Raw genomic sequence first — 18,706 nt, forward strand, 5'->3', positions numbered from 1 at the left:
GCCGACGGACCTCAGTCGGCCAGCGGCAAGTACACCCGGTTCCCGCTGGCCGCGAACTCCTTCGACTTCTGGGCCATGCCCTCCTCGATCTCGGTCTTGCTGCCTCCGTGCTCACGCCGGATGTCCTGCGAGATCTTCATCGAACAGAACTTCGGCCCGCACATGGAGCAGAAGTGAGCCGTCTTGGCGGGCTCGGCCGGCAGTGTCTCGTCGTGGAACTCTCGTGCCGTGTCCGGGTCGAGAGCCAGATTGAACTGGTCCTCCCACCGGAACTCGAAGCGGGCGTCGGACAGCGCGTCGTCCCATTCCTGCGCACCTGGATGTCCCTTGGCGAGGTCGGCGGCATGGGCGGCGATCTTGTAGGTGATGACGCCGGTCTTGACGTCGTCACGGTTGGGCAGGCCCAGGTGCTCCTTGGGCGTGACGTAGCAGAGCATGGCCGTGCCCCACCAGGCGATCATCGCGGCACCGATGCCGGAGGTGATGTGGTCGTACGCCGGCGCGACGTCCGTCGTCAGGGGGCCGAGCGTATAGAACGGAGCTTCATCGCAGATCTCCTGCTGAAGGTCGATGTTCTCCTTGATCTTGTGCATCGGGACATGGCCCGGGCCTTCGATCATGGTCTGAACGTTCAAACGCTTCGCGATCCGGTTGAGTTCCCCGAGCGTGCGCAACTCCGCGAACTGCGCCTCGTCGTTGGCGTCCGCGATCGAACCCGGCCGCAGGCCGTCGCCGAGAGAGTAGGTGACGTCGTAGGCGGCGAGGATCTCGCACAGCTCCTCGAAGTTCTCGTACAGGAACGACTCCCTGTGGTGCGCCAGGCACCACGCCGCCATGATCGAGCCGCCGCGCGAGACGATGCCGGTCTTGCGGTTCGCGGTGAGCGGCACATACGCCAGACGCACCCCCGCGTGGACCGTCATGTAGTCCACACCCTGCTCGGCCTGTTCGATGACCGTGTCCTTGTAGATCTCCCAGGTCAGCTCCTCGGCCCGGCCGTCGACCTTCTCCAGCGCCTGGTAGAGCGGCACCGTCCCGATGGGGACGGGGGAGTTGCGCAGCACCCACTCACGAGTGGTGTGGATGTTGCGGCCGGTGGACAGGTCCATGACCGTGTCGGCGCCCCACCGGGTCGCCCAGGTCATCTTCTCGACCTCCTCTTCGATGGAGGACGTCACAGCCGAGTTGCCGATGTTGGCGTTGACCTTCACCAGGAACTTCTTGCCGATGATCATCGGTTCGATCTCCGGGTGGTTGACGTTGGCCGGGAGTACGGCACGGCCCGCCGCGATCTCCTCACGCACCACTTCCGGCGAGACGTTCTCCCGTACGGCGACGTACTCCATCTCCGGCGTGATCTCGCCCCGCCGTGCGTACGCGAGCTGCGTGACCGCGTTGCCGTCCCTTCCCCGGCGCGGCTGACGCGGCCGTCCGGGGAAGACGGCGTCGAGATTACGCAGACCGCCGCGCGGGGAGGTGTGCTTGATTCCGTCGTCCTCGGGACGGACGGGACGGCCCGCGTACTCCTCGGTGTCGCCGCGGGCGATGATCCAGTTCTCCCGCAGCGGCTGCAGACCCCTGCGGACGTCGGTGTCGACGAGTGGATCGGTGTACGGGCCCGAAGTGTCGTAGAGGGTGACCGACTGCCCGTTGGTGAGATGCACCTGACGAACCGGCACCCGCAGGTCGGGGCGCGAGCCCTCGACGTACGCCTTGTGCCAGCCGATGGACTTCCCGGCCTCCGTGGATTCCTCCTGGGCGGGGTTCTGTGTGGAGGCAGGCGTGCGTGCGTCCTTGATGGTCATGAGACCTACTCCCTACGCCGGCATTACCCGGTAACAGGTTCGGCGGTCGACGCAGCGGCTTCCGTCTGCCGACGCTTCGTGGGAAACATCACTCGGTTTCGGTGACGTTTCCCGTGAAACATCGCTGGGACGGAGGTCAGCGCCCTCTCAGCCCGGTGCTCCGAGCTCCCGCGTGTACAAAGGTGCCTCCACGCTAGCGTCAATTCGGGCGCGGTGAACAGAGGGCCCCCCTCGTTCTTGCGATGATCGGCCGGTGACCACACCGCAGCAGCCCCCGTTTCCGCCGCACGAGCCCCGCCGCGGTCCGAGTGCCGAGGACAGCAACGTCCGCCCTGAAGCCGGGTACACCCCCGCAGGCCCTCACGGCGCGGACGGTGGCAGACATGACGCGGGCGGCGGGCACGGTGCCGGTGACGGCCACGGTGGTTTCGGTGGGCACGGGGGAGGCCATGGTGCGGGCGGCGGCCACGGTGCCGGTGACGGCCACGGGCACTCGCACGCCCACAGTCACGGACCGGCGACGCCCGTCTCCCGGCATCTGAGGAAGGTCATCGCCGCCGTCCTCATCCCGTTCGCCGCGGCGGTACTGGTCGGGCTCGCGGTGTTGTGGCCGGGCGGCGCACCGCCGCACGAGCGCACCGGGGTGGGCTTCGACCGGCAGACGCAGCAGGGCACCGTCACCAAGGTGGTCGAGCTGAGCTGCCAGTCCGTCAACGCATCGGGTGTCCCCCCGACCGGCGACACCTCTACCGCCGAGGGCTCCTCCGCGGTGCAGCAGGCGAACGGCGACTGCAAGCGGGCGACGATCCGCGTCGACAGCGGCGATGACAAGGGCCGCACGTTCACCGAGATCGTGCAGCCGGACCAGTCGCGCCAGTTGCACGAGGGCCAGAAGGTAGTGGTCGCCTACGAGCCCTCCGCGCCGGAGGACCTGCAGTACTCGGTGACCGACATCAACCGAACGGTCCCGCTGGCCCTGCTCGCCGGTATCTTCGCGCTCGCCGTCGTGGTCGTCGGACGGCTGCGCGGCCTCATGGCCCTGGTCTCGCTGGCCATCAGCTTCCTGCTGCTCAACTTCTTCATCCTGCCCGCGATCCTGCAAGGCTCGAACCCGCTCGTCGTGGCGGTCGTCGGGTCCAGCGCCATCATGCTGATCGCGCTGTACCTGTGCCACGGCCTGTCGGCCCGTACGTCCGTGGCGGTTCTCGGCACCCTGATCTCGTTGCTGCTGATCGGTCTTCTCGGGTCGTTGTTCATCGGCTGGGCCGCACTCACCGGGAACACGGACGACAACACCGGCCTCATCCACGGCCTGTACCCGACGATCGACATGAGCGGCCTGCTGCTCGCCGGGGTCATCATCGGTTCGCTCGGTGTCCTCGACGACGTGACGGTCACCCAGACCTCGGCGGTCTGGGAACTTCACGAGGCCAACCCGACGATGGGTTGGCGCGGGCTGTACCGCGCGGGCATCCGTATCGGCCGCGACCACATCGCCTCGGTCGTCAACACGCTCGTCCTCGCCTACGCCGGCGCCGCGCTGCCACTGCTGCTGCTGTTCTCGATCGCGCAGAGCGGCGTGGGAACGGTCGCCAACAGCGAGTTGGTCGCGGAGGAGATCGTGCGCACGCTGGTCGGTTCGATCGGCCTGGTGGCGTCTGTTCCGGTCACCACGGCACTCGCGGCACTCGTCGTGTCGGCCGACCGGCCTGGCGACCGACCGGTGTCACAGGCCGCCGTGGTGACGCCGGGGGCCGGTGCGACGGCTCCCGTACGCGGGCGGGGCCGGCGGCGTAAGCGCTGAACGCATCGGCAGCCGGCCCGGCGAAGCGTTACGCCAACGCTGCAGGGCTGCCGTAACGGTTCAGCCCGCGCTCTGTTCCTCCGCCAGGATGCGGTCCAGCGCCTCGTCGAGGTGGGTGTCGAAGTCGGCGAGCGCGCCCTCCTGCCCCAGCGGCACCAGCTTGTCGGTCCGGTCGAGAAAGGCCACCAAGGGCGCCGCGGACGAACGGAACAGCGCCTGGTCACTGCCTACCTGAAGGCGGATCAGCACTTCCGCCAGCGGCTCGGGATCGACCGGCGCGATACGCACGTCTCCGTCACCACACGGCCGCCCCACTCCGTCGACCAGCAACTCCCTGCCGAAGGCCCAGGTCACCGGCGCGTCCCCGGGCAGGTGGAAGGTCAGACGCACGGCATAGGGATCACAGGTCTCGTAGCGCAGCTCCACGGGAATGCGGAAAGAGAGCTCCTCGGACACGAGAAAGCTCATCATGACCTCTGCCTGTACGGACTCGCCCATCGCCTACCCCGTCATTCGCCGTCGACTGTCCGGGAATCAAACCTCTAACACTGGTGGCATCTTGCTTAACGTACACACCAGATCACAAGGAGTGAGTTTTCAGATACTGATAGAGATCGCGAGTAACCCCAGAAGCCGTCCCACCTCGGTCTGCAGTCGGTCCGCCGCGGGCAGCAGCCGGTCCGCCTGTTGGAGTGGCAGGGAGATGGCCATCGTCACCGCCGTGGTGCCGACAGTGATCGGAATCGCCGCGCAGACCGTCCCCAGGGCGTACTCCTGGCGCTCGGTCACCGGCGTCATCCGCGGCATGCGTTCCAGGCGTTTCAGCAGGCTGTGGCCATCACGCACCGTGTACGGCGTGACCGGCTGCACCGGGTAGCGGTCCAGGTGGTCGCGGCGGGCATCCTCGTCCAGCTGCGACAACAGGCACTGTCCGATGGCGTGCGCGTGCCCGGTCTCACGGAAGTCCGCCCACTCCTCGACCGCCGGAATGCCCGGCGTGTCCGAGACGCACATGACCTCGATCTCGCCGTCGCGGTACGTGGCGTAGTACACGGGAGCACCGACCGTGTCGCGTACGTGCGCCAGCGCGTCGGCCACCGTGCTGCGACGTTTCTGCTCGGCTCCGCTGCTGCTCAGCCGCTCGGCGGCCTCGCCGAGGAAGAACAGGCCCTTCTCACGGCGCAGATATCCCTCGTGCACCAGAGTGCGCAGGAGGTGGTACGCCGTGGGCAGCGCCAGCCGCGCCTCACGGGCCAGTTGCTTGGCAGGGGACCCGTACTCGTGTTCGGCGACGCACTCCAGGAGACGCATCGCCCGCTGCACGGATCCGATGAGGGTCGCGGACGGAGGGACCGCGGAGGCATTCGTGGGGGGTGTGCGAGGCGTCGAACGGGGCTGTACTGGCAGTGCGTGCACTGCGTGCGGTGGGACAACTGCGGTGTCAGCCGTGGCCAAGGGGCACTCCCGGAACGCGAGGGGGCAGCCCGTGCGGGGAACACGGGTGGGCGTACGCCCCTCGCGGGGTCGCCCCCGCGAGGATTTCCGGACTCTATTCGCCGGTCACCACTCGCCGACGGCCCGTCCGGGAAACTTCCCTCGCGCGAGGGAACCGGTGATTCCTGTTACCGCCACCGGTGCCCCGCGGCTCTCACCAGTCGCTACGCGACGACGAACTCGACATGAACTTGCGTACGACGTAGATCAGTCCGCCGACGAGGGCGACGAAGACCAGCAGCTTGAACAGCAGTCCGATCACGAAACCGACCACGCTGGCGATCAGCCCGCCGAACACGACCAGGGCGATGACCGGCACCGCGACCCACTTAACCCACCACGGCAGTCCCGTGAAGATCTCTCGCATCGCCCTCGTCCTTACCTTTCCGCCCGTCGAGTGCCGGGTCCTTCGACGGCCCGGGCCCCTCGGGGAGTCCTCTGAAGTCCTGCAGTCGATGCTAGGGCCGCGAGGGCCCCGGCAGGGCCCTCGCATCCCTTGTCTCCCCCTGACCGATCCCCTAGGGAACCCGGGGGGCGCGGCTCAGCTCTCGGGCGGAGAGAAGACCACCAGAACCCGCAGGTCCTCGCTGATGTGGTGGAACTTGTGGGCAACCCCGGCCGGCACGTACACCACGCTGCCTCGGGCGACCTGGGTGGTCTCCATGCCCACGGTGATCGCGGCCCGCCCGCTCACCACGAAGTACACCTCGTCCTGCGCGTGCGGCTGCTGAGGGTCGGCCGTGCCCGCGTCGAGGGCGTACAGACCGACCGACATGTTCCGCTCACGCAGGAACTGCAGGTAGGCACCGTCGTTGGCGGCGCGCTCCGCCTCCAGTTCGTCCAGCCGGAATGCCTTCATCGCCTCGTCCGCCCCTGCCTCACCATTCGTTTCCGATCGCGTCTGCCACGATCAGACACATGAAGAATTTCGTAGTCAAGACGATCGCCAACGCGGGCGCTCTCGCGGTCGCCGTGTGGCTGCTCGACAAGATCACACTGACCGGTGGCAGCACCGGCGAGAAGGCCGCCACGCTCATCGTCGTCGCCCTGGTGTTCGGCCTGGTGAACCTGCTGGTCAAGCCGGTCGTGCAGGTGCTGACCTTCCCATTGTTCATCCTGACCCTGGGGCTGTTCACCCTGGTGGTCAACGCACTCATGCTGCTGCTCACGTCGTGGGTCGCCGACAGGCTCGACCTGAGCTTCCACGTGGACGGATTCTGGACCGCCGTTCTGGGTGGCCTGATCGTCTCGGTCGTCTCCTGGGCGCTCAACGCATTCCTGCCCGACAAGGACTGACCACGATGACCTACCGAGTCTGCTTCGTGTGCACGGGCAACATCTGCCGCTCCCCCATGGCCGAGGCCGTCTTCCGCGCGCGTGTGGAAGACGCCGGGCTGGACGGCCTGGTCGAGGCCGGCAGCGCCGGCACCGACGGCTGGCACGAGGGCGAGGGCGCCGACCCGCGCACCGTGGCCGTCCTGGAGGGCAACGGTTACGGCCTCGACCACACGGCCCGCCGGTTCCAGCCGTCCTGGTTCTCCCGCCTCGACCTCGTCGTCGCCCTGGACGCCGGCCACCTGCGGGCGCTGCGCCGCCTCGCACCCACGGAGCAGGACGCGGCCAAGGTAAGACTCCTGCGGTCCTACGACCCCGTCGCCGACCACGACGACCTCGACGTACCGGACCCCTATTACGGGGGCGTGGACGGCTTCGAGGAGTGCCTTGAGATGGTGGAGACGGCGAGCACGGGATTGCTCGCCGCGGTACGCGAGCAAATGGAAGGACGGGCGGCATGAACGATTCCGCTACGAACAACGGGGCCGGTACGGGCGCGGCGGGGACCCCTTCCGGCACCGGTGACGGCACACGCGCGGTGCGGGCCGGACTGCCCGAACCCGTCAAGCACGAGCCGACCCTGCCCGGCCCCGTGTTCGCCGCCCACTTCCATCTCCCGGGCGAGCCGACCGGCCCGTACACCTACGGCCGCGACGAGAACCCGACGTGGACCCACCTCGAGCGCGCCATCGGCGAGTTGGAGGCGCCCGGGCAGGACGACGTCGAGACCCTCGTGTTCGCCTCCGGTATGGCCGCGATCTCCTCGGTGCTCTTCTCACAGCTGCGCGCCGGTGACGCGGCCGTCCTGCCCGACGACGGCTACCAGGCGCTGCCGCTGGTCCGGGCCCAGCTGGAGGCGTACGGCATCGAGGTACGCACCGCACCGACCGGCGGGGACGCCCAGCTCGGCGTCCTTGACGGGGCGAAGCTGCTGTGGATCGAGACGCCGTCGAACCCCGGGCTCGACGTGTGCGACGTCCGACGGCTCGTCGAGGCGGCCCACGCGCGTGGCGCCCTGGTCGCCGTCGACAACACGCTCGCGACGCCGCTGGGGCAGCGGCCGCTGGAGCTCGGCGCCGACTTCTCGGTGGCCAGCGGCACCAAGCAGCTCACCGGCCACGGCGACGTCCTCCTGGGCTACGTGGCCGGCCGTGATGCCGGGGCGATGACCGCCGTCCGGCGGTGGCGCAAGATCGTCGGTGCGATCCCCGGCCCCATGGAGGCCTGGCTCGCACACCGTTCGATCGCCACCCTCCAGCTGCGCGTGGACCGCCAGGACACCACCGCGCTCAAGGTCGCCGAAGCCCTGCGGGGGCGGCCGGAGATCACCGGGCTGCGGTACCCGGGGCTGCCCGACGACCCCTCCCACAAGATCGCCTCGCACCAGATGCTGCGCTACGGGTGCGTCATCTCCTTCACGCTGCCCACGCGCGCGCGTGCCGATCGTTTTCTCGACGCACTGCGTCTCGTGGAGGGCGCGACGAGCTTCGGCGGGGTGCGGTCCACGGCCGAGCGGCGTGGCCGCTGGGGCGGCGACGCGGTACCGGAGGGGTTCATCCGGCTTTCGGTAGGCGCGGAGGATCCCGCGGACCTGCTGGCTGATCTGCTGCGTGCGCTGGAGGAATCCGCGGACTGACCGCTGCCGCACAGCCGCCGCGCTGTGTCCGGCCGAGTGCTGCGGACGGTCCGAGCCTCCCCCCTCGTGGCTCGGACCGTCCTCCGGTTCCGCGCGCGAAGAACCGCGTGGTCAAGGCTAGTTGACTCTGCGTCAGTGTCCAATCACTGTAGCGACAGCGACCTATCGACATATTTATAGTTGGGCGCGGCCGGAGGGCTGGAGGTAACAGAAGAGGGGGAGGGTTTTCGTGGATCTGGCCTTGCTGCGCACGTTCGTGACCGTGTACCGAGCCGGTTCCTTCACCCGCGCGGCGGCTCTGCTCGGCCTCTCCCAGCCGGCCGTCACCTCGCAGATCCGCACCCTGGAACGGCAGCTCGGACGCCCCCTGTTCCTGCGGCAGGCCCGCGGCGTGACCCCGACGACCATCGGCGACGAACTCGCCCACAAGACCGCACCGCATCTCGACGCCCTGGTGGAGATCGCCGAAACCAGGGTGGACGACGACTCCTTGCTGAGAACCCTGCATCTCGCCGGGCCGCCCGAGTTCACCGCTGAGCGGGCCCTTCCCGTCCTCACCGAGCTCACCGGCGAGGACGAACAGGGCTTCGCCCTGCGCGCTTCGTTCGGGAACGCCGAGGAGACCCTGGATGGACTGGCCGCCGGGCATCATGATCTGGCCATCGGTACGGCCCGGCCACGCGGCGCACTGCTCACTGCGACTCCGCTCTGCGACGAGGAGCACGTCCTGGTCGCAGCGCCCCGCTGGGCGGAGCGGACCGGCACCGCAAAGCTCCCCCGCACCACTGCACCCGCGCTGGAACACGTTCCCGTGGTCGAGGTGCATGAATCGCTGCCCTTTGTCGCCCGTTACTGGGCGTCCGTCTTCGACGCCCGCCCTGCCGTTCCGGGCACGGTCGTCGTCCCCGACCTGCGTGCGGTGCTCGCCTGCACGATCGCCGGCGCAGGGCTCTCCGTACTTCCCCGCTATCTGTGCGCTGAGGCACTGGAGCGCGGCGATGTCGTCGCTCTGCACGATCCGGCGGTGCCGCCGCTGCGAACGTATTTCCTAGTGGTGCGTACCGGCACGTTGGCGATGCCACACATCACCCGCGCCCATGAGGGGCTGCTGCGCGCGGCCGCCGACTGGAACTGAGCCTACGGGCTCGTACGGTGAACTCCCGCAATGTTTCACGTGGAACCAGCCGGGCCACATTTCTCCCATGACCGTCCGACCCGTGGTCAAGCGCACCGCCCGCGCCGTCCTCCTGGACGGCGACCACCTGATCCTGATCAAACGCACCAAACCCGGTGTCGATCCCTACTGGGTCACTCCCGGAGGCGGGGTGGAACCGGGCGACAGCACCGTCGTGGACGCCCTGCACCGCGAGGTGCACGAGGAACTCGGTGCCAAGATCACTGACGTGGTCCCCTGTTTCGTGGACACGGTGGAGCACATCGGCGAGGACGAGGGCGCGACAGGCGTGAAGGTGCAGCACTTCTTCGTCTGTCACCTGGAGTCCATGGACCCGGCCCTGCGCCACGGCCCCGAGGTCGACGAGCCCACCGGTGAGTACGAGATCGTGCGGGTGCCGTTCACCCGGGTCGGGATCGCATCCGTCCATCTCGTCCCGCTGTCGCTGAGGCACTTCCTGGACGGCAACATCGAGGGGGTGCGTGCCATGCACGCACCCGACCTCGGCTGACGGCGGCGGCAACCGCCTTTCGGCCCGATCCGACGTCCAGCGGATGACGGACCACTGAGCACTCGGCCACAACATGGCCAAAAGCTCGCATGTTCCACCGGAAAGAGGTGGACGCGGACGGCCGCTGTCGGACAGCCTGACCTGCGTGCCGACACCTTCCCTCGCCTCTCTGCCGATCCGCCGTCTCACGCTCCGCGATCTCACCGCCTGCGCCGACCTGTCCGAGGACCGGGGGTGGCTGCGCGAGGAACACAAGTGGGGGTTCCTCCTCACCGCCGGGAAGGGGTACGGCATCGACGATCCGGGGGGCGGCCTCGTCAGCGCCTGCACCGTCACCGAGTACGGGCCGCACGCGCGTCCCTCCCTCGCCGCCATCGGCATGGTGCTGGTCGCCGAGCGTCACTCCCGCCAGGGCGTCGGGCGTCGGCTGATGCGCCACGTCGTCTCCGCGCTCGGCCCCACGCCCCTGACCCTGCACGCGACCCCGTACGGCCAGCCGCTCTATGAGGAGCTCGGCTTCAAAGCCACCGGCCGGGTGGAGATGGTGCGCGGGCGTTTCGCTCCGGGCGGGCCGGAACCGCGGATCGCCACGCGCGCGGCCACGGCCGAGGACCTCCCCGCCATCCTCCGGCTCGACGAAGAGGTGTTCGGCGCCGACCGCACCCACATCATCGCGCGGCTGCCCGCCTTCGCCGACCATCTGCGCGTGGCCGAGGAGGACAGCCGGCTCATCGGGTACGCCGCGGCCTGGCCCAATATGGATACCCATGTCGTAGGCCCCCTGATCGCCCGCGACACCGAGACGGCCAAGGCGCTCGTCGGCTCCCTCGCCGCCCACACCGACCGACCGCTGCGCACGGACATCGACGTGCGCCACGAAGAGCTGCTGGGCTGGGTGAAGGAGCACGGCCTCTCCTCCGTCGCGCCCAACGCGGTCATGACGTACGGGATCACCGAGCTGCCTGGGGACTGGAGCCGACGGTTCGCGCCGCTGACGGTGGCGGCGGGCTGAACCCTGCACGACGAGCTGCATCTCGCGATGCGACGGCGTCCGATACTGCGGCGTTCGGAACGACGGCGTTCGGTACGACGGAACCGGTTCCCGGCGAGGTCCCGGGAACCGGTTCCGTACGCACGCGGCTGCCGTCAGGCGAGGGCCTCCGTGGCGGCCGTGGCGAAGGTGTGGTCCTGCTCGGGCGCGCCGCCACCGACCCCGATAGCTCCGATGAGCCGGCCGTCGCGGTGTACGGGCACACCGCCCGCGATGAACAGCAACGGCCGGTCGAGGGCGGTGGGAAGCGTGTGGAAGAGACCGCCGGGCTGGACTGCGTCGACGAGGTCGGCGGTGGGGGTGTTCAGCTGGAGCGCCGTATAGGCCTTGCGGGTACTGGTCTCCCCGGAGATCAGTACGGCCCGGTCGTCGCGCCGGAAAGCGAGCAGGTGGCCGCCCGCGTCGAGGACGGTGACGCTGACGGTGCCCCCGGCGGCCTCGGCGGCGCGGTGAGCCGCGGAGACGAGGACTTCGGCGTCCTGAATGGTCAGCGGGGCGACAGCGGCGGTGCTCATGGGAGGTTCTCCTTGGGTGGTGCTGAGTGATGCGGTGCCTCAGTGCTTGTTGAGGCCAGGGGAACCGCGGAGGTACGGGGGACGGCAGTCCCGGTATGAGGACGGCCACTCCTACTACCCCACGGCCGGGTCCGTTCAGCGGTGGACGGCGGCGGCCCGCTGCTCGGTCGGCACGGAGCCCGCGACGACCGTGCCGGAGGCACCGCCCCGCCGTTCGAGAGCGGCCGAGAGGAAGGCGAGAAGCAGCGCGGAGGCGGCGAGCGCGGCACCGACCCAGTTCGGGGCGGTGTAGCCGAAGCCGGCTGCGATGACGACGCCACCGAGCCAGGCGGAGAGCGCGTTGCCGAGGTTGAAGGCGCCGATGTTCACGGCTGAGGCCAATGTCGGGGCGCCGTGCGCGTGGTCCAGGACACGCTTCTGCAGCGGCGGAACGGTGGCGAAGCCCAGGGCGCCGATCAGGAAGATGGTCGCGGCCGAGGCGATCTTGTTGTGCGCGGTGAGCGTGAAGAGGGCGAGTACGACGGCCAGGGCGCCGAGGGAGACGTACAGCATGGGCAGCAGGGCACGGTCGGCGAACCTGCCGCCGACGAGGTTGCCGCCGACCATGCCGAGGCCGAAGAGGACCAGCAGCCAGGTGACCGAACCGTCCGCGAAGCCCGCGACGTTCGTCATCATCGGCGCGATGTAGGTGATGGCCGCGAAGACTCCGCCGAAGCCGAGAACGGTCATGGCCATCGCCAGCAGGACCTGGGCGTTCTTGAACGCGGCCAGTTCGTGCCGCATCCGCACGCCCTCCGCCTTGGGCATGTCGGGGACCAGCTTGGCGACGCCGGCCAGCCCCACGACGCCGAGCACGGCCACGACGGCGAAGGTGACGCGCCAGCCGACGGACTGTCCGACGAGCGTGCCCAGCGGGACGCCGACGACGTTGGCGACGGTCAGCCCGGTGAACATCATCGCGATCGCGCCGGCCTTTTTGTGCGGGGCGACCATGTCGGCCGCGACGACCGAGCCGATGCCGAAGAAGGCGCCGTGGGCGAGGGAGGCGACAACGCGGCCGGCCAGCATGACGGAGAAGGCTGGGGCGAGGGCGGAGAGCAGGTTGCCGGCGATGAACAGGCCCATCAGCAGCATCAGCATCCGTTTGCGCGGGACCCTGGTGCCGAGCACGGTCATCAGCGGGGCACCGAACATCACGCCGAGCGCGTACCCGGTCACGAGGAAGCCGGCGGTGGGGATGGAGACCCCGTAGTCGCTCGCGACCTCGGGCAGCAAGCCCATGATCACGAACTCTGTCGTTCCGATTCCGAAGGCCCCGATCGCGAGGGCCAGGAGCGCGAGAGGCATGGAGGTATACACCTTCCCAGACAGTTGCACGAGCGCTTTACCGTCGCTCACATTAGTTGCAGACGCGGGTTACAAGCAAACGCCAACAAGCTCGGGCCTGGTCTACCCTGGTTGCAGCCGCTCCGGGACGGAGGAACCACATGACAGCGACGGACCCCGCGCTCATCGCCCTCTCCCAGGGTTGGTGCGCCCTCTCCCTGCTGCACGGGAGGATCGAGGCCCACATCGAACGCGCCCTGCAGGCCGGTCACGACCTGAGCGTGCGCGAGTACTCCCTGCTCGACGTACTCAGTCGGCAGCACGACGGCGACGGTGGGCATTTGCAGATGAAGCAGGTCGCCGACGCCGTCGTCCTGAGCCAGAGCGCCACCACGCGCCTGGTCACCCGGCTGGAGGACCGCGGACTGCTCGAGCGCTACCTGTGCCCCACCGACCGCCGTGGTATCTACACCAACGTCACCGCGGCAGGGCTGAAGCTGCTGGACGAGGCGCGGCCCACCAATGACGCCGCCCTGCGCGAGGCCCTCGACAAGGCGGCCGCGAATCCCGAACTGGTCCCGCTGGTCCGGGCCGTGGAAACCCTCAAGTCACCGGTGCCCGCCTAGCCTGCCGTTGCCGGCGTACGCCGTACCTTCTCCTGCCGCCTCTGCGTAGGGTGCGGTCATGGGAGATCTTGAAATACGACCCACCGCCGAGGACGACATCCCGGCGGTCGTCGCCATGCTCGCCGACGACCCCCTGGGCGCCCAACGGGAGTCACCGGACGACCTGAGCCCCTACCTGGCCGCGTACGAACGGCTCAGCGCCGATCCCAACCAGCGCCTGGCCGTCGCCGTCCGCGGCGGCCGTGTCGTCGGCACCCTCCAGCTGACGATCGTCCCCGGCCTGTCCCGGCGCGGCGCCACCCGGTCGATCATCGAAGGCGTCCGCATCGACGCCGCCGAACGCGGCAGCGGCCTGGGCACCCAGCTCATCGAGTGGGCGGTCGAGGAGTCCCGTCGACAGGGATGTCACCTGGTACAGCTCACCTCCGACAAGACACGCACCGACGCCCACCGCTTCTACGAGAGCCTCGGATTCTCGGCCTCGCACACGGGCTTCAAGCTCCAGCTCTGAGCAGGGCGCAGCCATGCGCGTCCCACCGTGTGCCCCGTTTCACGTGAAACAGGGCACACACGGCGCTGCTCGAGATACCTAGCCGATCCCTTGCCACCCCTGCGGGTCCACCCCTCCCGGCACAGGCGCCCCTTCTTCGTACGGCTGACGCGTGAACACGAACGACCCAAGGTCCAGATGGCTCACACACCCGTCCGTGCGCCGCACGGCCCGCAGAAGCTCCCCGGCGTAGTAGCCCTCGAGCCCCGTCCACGTGCCATCACCGTTCGCCCGGAAGCGCGAGCTGCGGCCGTGGCCTGACAGCGGCTCCAGCGAGACTCCCCCGCCGGGCGTCAGCCGCAGGGCGAATGCATATGTTCCCCAATACCACTGCCCGGCCAACTCCAGCACAGAGGAGTCGACTTCCGGCAGCGGGCGCCACGGTTCGGGGAACCGGGGTTCCGCCTCGGCGACGATGCGAACGAGATCGGCACCGACCACGGCCGGCATCGGGCCTGACGTGCAGTTGGTCAGCACCACCGCGGCCACGTCGTCCTCCACGCTGATGGTGAGGTTGGCCAGGAAACCCGGCAGGGAGCCGGAGTGCCCCACGAGCAGCCGCCCGTCCCAGCGCTGGATCTGCAGGCCGAGACCGTACGCCGAGCCGTCCACGACGTCCGCGGCCTCGGCCGGCGCCGCGGGCGCCCGCATCTCCCGCACTGTCTCCGCGCTCAGCACCCTGTCGTCCCCCCTCGCGAGGAAGACGGCGAACCGTGCCAGATCTCCGGTGGTGGACCAGAGCTGACCGGCAGGGGCCATCCGCCCGAGGTCTTCAGCGGGCTCGGCCAGCATCACGTCGGCCCAGGGATGTACCGCCCAGCCACCGGCGTGGGGTGCCTGCGGGCTCCCGGCCGTGCGGCCCAAGCCCAGCGGTTCCAGTACTTCCCGCCGCAGGACGTCCTCCCACGGAGCACCGCGCAACTTCTCGACCAGCGCGCCGAGCAGCGTGTAGCCCGGGTTCGAGTAGTGGTGCCGACGGCCCACCGGGTGCAGGAGCGGCTGCTCTCCCAGCACGTCGGCGAGTTCGGGCCGCAGCGAGCCCGGCGTCCGCTCCCACCACGGCGCGGGCGACTCGGCGGCCAGCCCGCCCGAGTGCGCCAGCAACTCGGCGATCGTGGCCTCGCCCGCTCCGGTACCCGGCAGGTGCTTCTCCAGCGGGTCCGCGAGATCAAGCACTCCCTCGTCGCGCAGCCGCAGGACGAGGACAGCGGTGAAGGTCTTGGTGATCGAGCCGATCCGGTACTGCACGTTCTCGTCCGGGCCGTGGCCGTCGACCGAGGTCCGTGCTCCGTGCCACACAGTGCGCCCGTCCCGGACCACCGCCGCGACGAGCGACGGGGTGCGCCCCTCGGCCTGGGCCACGGCGATCCGGTGCAGCAGCGCCCGGCGGGTGGCGGGGAGCAGCTCTTCCTGAGGTGTCGTCATGCCCCCAGTCCATCGGCCCGGGAACCACACGTCGAGCCGATTTCCCCGCACCGGGGGATCAGGTCTGTGCCATGTCCACGAACCGCGAGTAGTGACCCTGGAAGGCGACGGTGATCGTCGCCGTCGGACCGTTACGGTGCTTGGCCACGATCAGGTCCGCCTCGCCCGCGCGCGGCGACTCCTTCTCGTACGCGTCCTCTCGGTGCAGCAGAATGACCATGTCGGCGTCCTGCTCGATCGAACCTGACTCACGCAGGTCGGAGACCATCGGCTTCTTGTCGGTGCGCTGCTCGGGTCCACGGTTGAGCTGGGAGAGCGCGATGACCGGGATTTCCAGCTCCTTGGCCAGGAGCTTGAGGTTACGGGACATGTCCGACACCTCCTGCTGACGGCTCTCCGCGCGCTTGGAGCCGCCCGACTGCATCAGCTGGAGGTAGTCGATGATGACCAGCTTGAGGTCGTTGCGCTGCTTGAGACGGCGGCACTTGGCGCGGATCTCCATCATCGACAGGTTCGGGGAGTCGTCGATGTAGAGCGGAGCGGCCGAGACGTCCGGCATACGGCGGGCCAGGCGGGTCCAGTCGTCGTCCGTCATCGTGCCGGACCGCATGTGGTGCAGGGCGACGCGGGCCTCGGCGGACAGCAGACGCATCGCAATCTCGTTGCGCCCCATTTCGAGCGAGAAGATGACGCTCGGCAGGTTGCTCTTGATCGAGGCAGCCCTCGCGAAGTCCAGCGCGAGCGTCGACTTACCCATGGCGGGACGCGCCGCGATGACGATCATCTGGCCGGGGTGCAGTCCGTTGGTCAGTGAGTCGAAGTCCGTGAATCCCGTGGGCACACCGGTCATCTCGCCGCTGCGTGACCCGATCGCCTCGATCTCGTCGAGCGCGCCCTCCATGATGTCGCCGAGCGGCAGGTAGTCCTCACTGGTCCGCTGCTCAGTGACGGCGTAGATCTCCGCCTGGGCGCGGTTGACGATCTCGTCGACGTCGTCGTCGGCCGCGTATCCCATCTGCGTGATCCGGGTGCCGGCCTCCACCAGGCGGCGCAGGACGGCACGCTCGTGCACGATCTCCGCGTAGTACGCGGCGTTCGCGGCCGTCGGCACGGTCTGGACGAGGGTGTGCAGGTACGAGGCTCCGCCGACCTTGTTGATCTCACCGCGTTTGGTGAGCTCGGCGGCGATCGTGATGGGGTCGGCCGGCTCGCCCTTGGCGTAGACGTCGAGGATGGCCTGGTAGACCGTCTCGTGGGCCGGCTTGTAGAAGTCGTGGCCCTTGAGGATCTCGACGACGTCCGCGATGGCGTCCTTGGACAGGAGCATGCCGCCGAGGACCGACTGCTCCGCGTCCAGGTCCTGCGGCGGCACCCGCTCGAAAGATGGCCCGCCGCCGTCCCACCCGGCATTGTCCGGGCCGCGTTCGTGCTGCTCCTCGCGGCTGCGGCCCCCATCACCGCGGCGGCGGGAAGCGGGCAGACGATCACTGGGACCGCTGTCGGCCCACGGATCGTCCAAGGGCTCGGAAATGCTCACCGAGCCACCTCCTCCCGTCCGCCGAGCGGACCTCGCCGTGCCCTCATTTCTACGGCACGGCACTGACAAATAAGACGCCCAACTCCGGTTCTGACGCGTCGGTTTTGTGACGGTTCAGGAGCCGACGGACGGAGCAGGCGCCGGACTACCGTAGGCCTGCGGGCACCGTCAGCCAATCTGGTTATCCACAGGCCATGTGGACGACCGGCCAGATGCTGTGGAGAACTCCTCGAAACCTGTGCACGACCCGGTGGACAGCCCTGTGAACAAGCCCTCGCTCTCATCTGCGAAACACCTCTGACCTGCCCCTTCACCATCCACGCCCTGTGCAGAAGAAAAACTTTCCCACTCAGGTCAAGATCGCTTCGAACCGTGCCCAGAAGTACACACGGCGAGACGAGACGTAAGGGGTGACAAACCTTTGCATCTCTTACCTGTGGACGATTAGATTGGTGCTCATGACACAGGCCCCCGCGCGCTCCCGGACCGCCCGGCGCCGACACGACCGAGAGATCATCGCACTGGCCGTCCCGGCCTTCGGCGCGCTCGTCGCCGAGCCCCTCTTCGTCATGGCCGACAGTGCGATCGTCGGCCACCTCGGCACCGCACAACTCGCCGGACTAGGCATCGCCTCGGCCCTGCTCACCACAGCCGTCAGCGTCTTCGTTTTCCTCGCCTACGCCACCACGGCGGCCGTGTCCCGGCGCGTCGGGGCGGGCGACCTGCAGTCCGCGATCCGCCAGGGCATGGACGGCATCTGGCTGGCGTTGCTGCTCGGTGCCGCCGTCATCGCCATCGTCCTGCCCACGGCACCCTCCCTCGTAGAGCTCTTCGGCGCCTCCGACACCGCGGCCCCGTATGCCGTCACGTATCTGCGGATCTCCGCCCTCGGTATCCCCGCCATGCTCGTCGTGCTGGCCTCGACCGGCGTCCTGCGAGGTCTGCAGGACACCCGGACCCCCCTCTACGTGGCCATCGCCGGCTTCGTCGCCAACGCCGTCCTCAACGTCGTACTCGTCTACGGCGCCGGCCTCGGCATCGCGGGCTCCGCCTGGGGCACCGTCATCGCCCAGTGCGGCATGGCCGCCGTGTACCTCTGGGTGGTGGTCCGCGGGGCACGCCGCCATGGTGCCTCGCTGCGTCCGGACGTTGTCGGCATCAGGGCCTCCGCCCAGGCCGGGGTGCCGCTGCTGGTGCGTACTCTCTCGCTGCGGGCGATTCTCATGATCGCCACGGCTGTGGCGGCCCGGCTCGGTGACGCCGACATCGCGGCCCATCAGATCATCCTGTCCCTGTGGAGTCTGCTCGCCTTCGCCCTCGACGCCATAGCCATCGCCGGGCAGGCCATCATCGGGCGTTACCTGGGAGCCGGCGATGCCCAAGGTGCCCGCGACGCCTGCCGCAGGATGGTGGAGTGGGGCGTCGCGGTTGGGGTCGTTCTCGGAGTCCTCGTGGTGCTTTCACGGCCGGTGTTCCTGCCCTTGTTCACCGGCGACTCCGCGGTCAAGGACACCGCCCTCCCCGCCCTAGTGATCGTGGCCGTATCGCAGCCGATCTGCGGAGTGGTCTACGTCCTGGACGGCGTCCTCATGGGTGCGGGAGATGGCCCGTACCTCGCAGGGGCGATGCTGATCACCCTGGCTGTCTTCACTCCCGCGGCGCTTTTCGTTCCGGCGTTGGGTGGCGGGCTCACCGCCCTGTGGGCGGCCATGACCCTGATGATGACGATGCGCCTGGTGACGCTGTGGCTGCGTACGCGATCGGGTCGCTGGATCGTCACAGGAGCGACGCGCTGACCGTTTCACGTGAAACACGATGTTTCACGTGAAACCACCCCCGAGGCACCCTGGCGTCTCACGGCCATGAAGATGGGGCCGCAACTCCCGACCGGGAGATGCGGCCCCATCTCATCGCTTC

19 protein-coding genes and 1 riboswitch are annotated in these 18,706 nt (G+C 68.9%); of the genes, 10 read left to right on the forward strand and 9 right to left on the reverse strand.

What is annotated here, in order from left to right:
- Window positions 1–11 precede the first annotated feature (11 nt).
- Entirely contained in the window at window positions 12–1,805 is a 1,794-nt protein-coding gene (gene thiC / locus ACH4F2_RS21180) for a phosphomethylpyrimidine synthase ThiC (protein WP_398134249.1), read from the reverse strand.
- A riboswitch (TPP riboswitch) is annotated at window positions 1,798–1,987 on the reverse strand. It overlaps the preceding gene by 8 nt.
- Window positions 1,988–2,058: 71 nt before the next feature.
- Between thiC and ACH4F2_RS21185 the strand changes: the two genes are divergently transcribed.
- Complete coding sequence (locus ACH4F2_RS21185; RefSeq protein WP_398134250.1) at window positions 2,059–3,609, forward strand: YibE/F family protein; 1,551 nt, start codon at window positions 2,059–2,061, stop codon at window positions 3,607–3,609.
- Window positions 3,610–3,669: 60 nt separating this feature from the next.
- Here ACH4F2_RS21185 and ACH4F2_RS21190 read toward each other — a convergent pair whose 3' ends face one another.
- From ACH4F2_RS21190 to ACH4F2_RS21205, 4 genes are all read right to left on the reverse strand, one after another.
- Window positions 3,670–4,107, reverse strand: coding sequence for an SsgA family sporulation/cell division regulator (locus tag ACH4F2_RS21190; RefSeq protein ID WP_398134251.1), 438 nt, complete (start codon window positions 4,105–4,107; stop codon window positions 3,670–3,672).
- Between the two features lie 99 nt (window positions 4,108–4,206).
- Entirely contained in the window at window positions 4,207–4,932 is a 726-nt protein-coding gene (locus tag ACH4F2_RS21195) for an IclR family transcriptional regulator (protein WP_398134252.1), read from the reverse strand.
- 325 nt (window positions 4,933–5,257) lie between these two features.
- Window positions 5,258–5,470 carry a DUF5326 family protein gene (locus tag ACH4F2_RS21200; protein ID WP_030042262.1) on the reverse strand — a complete coding sequence of 71 codons (213 nt, stop codon included), beginning with the start codon at window positions 5,468–5,470 and terminating at the stop codon, window positions 5,258–5,260.
- A 174-nt stretch (window positions 5,471–5,644) separates the two neighbouring features.
- On the reverse strand, window positions 5,645–5,962 hold the full coding sequence (locus ACH4F2_RS21205) for a cupin domain-containing protein (RefSeq protein ID WP_361158897.1): 318 nt from the start codon (window positions 5,960–5,962) through the stop codon (window positions 5,645–5,647).
- Between the two features lie 59 nt (window positions 5,963–6,021).
- Between ACH4F2_RS21205 and ACH4F2_RS21210 the strand changes: the two genes are divergently transcribed.
- The 6 genes from ACH4F2_RS21210 (at window position 6,022) to ACH4F2_RS21235 (ending at window position 10,771) form a co-directional block, all read left to right on the forward strand.
- Window positions 6,022–6,399 carry a phage holin family protein gene (locus ACH4F2_RS21210; protein WP_398134253.1) on the forward strand — a complete coding sequence of 126 codons (378 nt, stop codon included), beginning with the start codon at window positions 6,022–6,024 and terminating at the stop codon, window positions 6,397–6,399.
- 5 nt (window positions 6,400–6,404) lie between these two features.
- Window positions 6,405–6,899 carry a low molecular weight protein-tyrosine-phosphatase gene (locus ACH4F2_RS21215; RefSeq protein WP_398134254.1) on the forward strand — a complete coding sequence of 165 codons (495 nt, stop codon included), beginning with the start codon at window positions 6,405–6,407 and terminating at the stop codon, window positions 6,897–6,899.
- Window positions 6,896–8,074 carry a cystathionine gamma-lyase gene (locus ACH4F2_RS21220; RefSeq protein ID WP_398134255.1) on the forward strand — a complete coding sequence of 393 codons (1,179 nt, stop codon included), beginning with the start codon at window positions 6,896–6,898 and terminating at the stop codon, window positions 8,072–8,074. Before ACH4F2_RS21215 ends, ACH4F2_RS21220 begins: the two co-directional genes overlap by 4 nt.
- A 229-nt stretch (window positions 8,075–8,303) precedes the next feature.
- On the forward strand, window positions 8,304–9,209 hold the full coding sequence (locus ACH4F2_RS21225; protein WP_398134256.1) for a LysR family transcriptional regulator: 906 nt from the start codon (window positions 8,304–8,306) through the stop codon (window positions 9,207–9,209).
- 67 nt (window positions 9,210–9,276) lie between these two features.
- Window positions 9,277–9,759 (forward strand): NUDIX domain-containing protein, encoded by a 483-nt coding sequence (locus ACH4F2_RS21230; protein WP_398134257.1) that lies wholly within the window; start codon window positions 9,277–9,279, stop codon window positions 9,757–9,759.
- Between the two features lie 145 nt (window positions 9,760–9,904).
- Complete coding sequence (locus tag ACH4F2_RS21235) at window positions 9,905–10,771, forward strand: GNAT family N-acetyltransferase (protein WP_398134258.1); 867 nt, start codon at window positions 9,905–9,907, stop codon at window positions 10,769–10,771.
- A gap of 134 nt (window positions 10,772–10,905) precedes the next feature.
- Here ACH4F2_RS21235 and ACH4F2_RS21240 read toward each other — a convergent pair whose 3' ends face one another.
- Together ACH4F2_RS21240 and ACH4F2_RS21245 are read right to left on the reverse strand one after the other, a co-directional pair.
- A complete protein-coding gene (locus tag ACH4F2_RS21240) occupies window positions 10,906–11,325 on the reverse strand; it encodes a heme-binding protein (RefSeq protein WP_398134259.1) in 420 nt (139 codons plus the stop codon).
- Between the two features lie 135 nt (window positions 11,326–11,460).
- Window positions 11,461–12,672 carry an MFS transporter gene (locus ACH4F2_RS21245; RefSeq protein WP_398134260.1) on the reverse strand — a complete coding sequence of 404 codons (1,212 nt, stop codon included), beginning with the start codon at window positions 12,670–12,672 and terminating at the stop codon, window positions 11,461–11,463.
- 140 nt (window positions 12,673–12,812) lie between these two features.
- Between ACH4F2_RS21245 and ACH4F2_RS21250 the strand changes: the two genes are divergently transcribed.
- On the forward strand, window positions 12,813–13,277 hold the full coding sequence (locus ACH4F2_RS21250) for a MarR family winged helix-turn-helix transcriptional regulator (RefSeq protein WP_398134261.1): 465 nt from the start codon (window positions 12,813–12,815) through the stop codon (window positions 13,275–13,277).
- Between the two features lie 58 nt (window positions 13,278–13,335).
- A complete protein-coding gene (locus ACH4F2_RS21255; RefSeq protein WP_398134262.1) occupies window positions 13,336–13,788 on the forward strand; it encodes a GNAT family N-acetyltransferase in 453 nt (150 codons plus the stop codon).
- 78 nt (window positions 13,789–13,866) lie between these two features.
- Here ACH4F2_RS21255 and ACH4F2_RS21260 read toward each other — a convergent pair whose 3' ends face one another.
- Both ACH4F2_RS21260 and dnaB read right to left on the reverse strand, forming a co-directional pair.
- Window positions 13,867–15,252 carry a serine hydrolase domain-containing protein gene (locus tag ACH4F2_RS21260; RefSeq protein WP_398134263.1) on the reverse strand — a complete coding sequence of 462 codons (1,386 nt, stop codon included), beginning with the start codon at window positions 15,250–15,252 and terminating at the stop codon, window positions 13,867–13,869.
- Window positions 15,253–15,310: 58 nt separating this feature from the next.
- A complete protein-coding gene (gene dnaB, locus ACH4F2_RS21265) occupies window positions 15,311–16,789 on the reverse strand; it encodes a replicative DNA helicase (protein ID WP_398134264.1) in 1,479 nt (492 codons plus the stop codon).
- Between the two features lie 458 nt (window positions 16,790–17,247).
- On the opposite strand from dnaB, the gene ACH4F2_RS21270 reads away from it, so the two are divergent.
- Complete coding sequence (locus tag ACH4F2_RS21270; RefSeq protein ID WP_398134265.1) at window positions 17,248–18,585, forward strand: MATE family efflux transporter; 1,338 nt, start codon at window positions 17,248–17,250, stop codon at window positions 18,583–18,585.
- The last annotated feature ends 121 nt before the right edge of the window (window positions 18,586–18,706 follow it).

The sequence above is a fragment of the Streptomyces sp. NPDC017890 genome, from assembly GCF_044328675.1.
GTDB lineage: Bacteria > Actinomycetota > Actinomycetes > Streptomycetales > Streptomycetaceae > Streptomyces.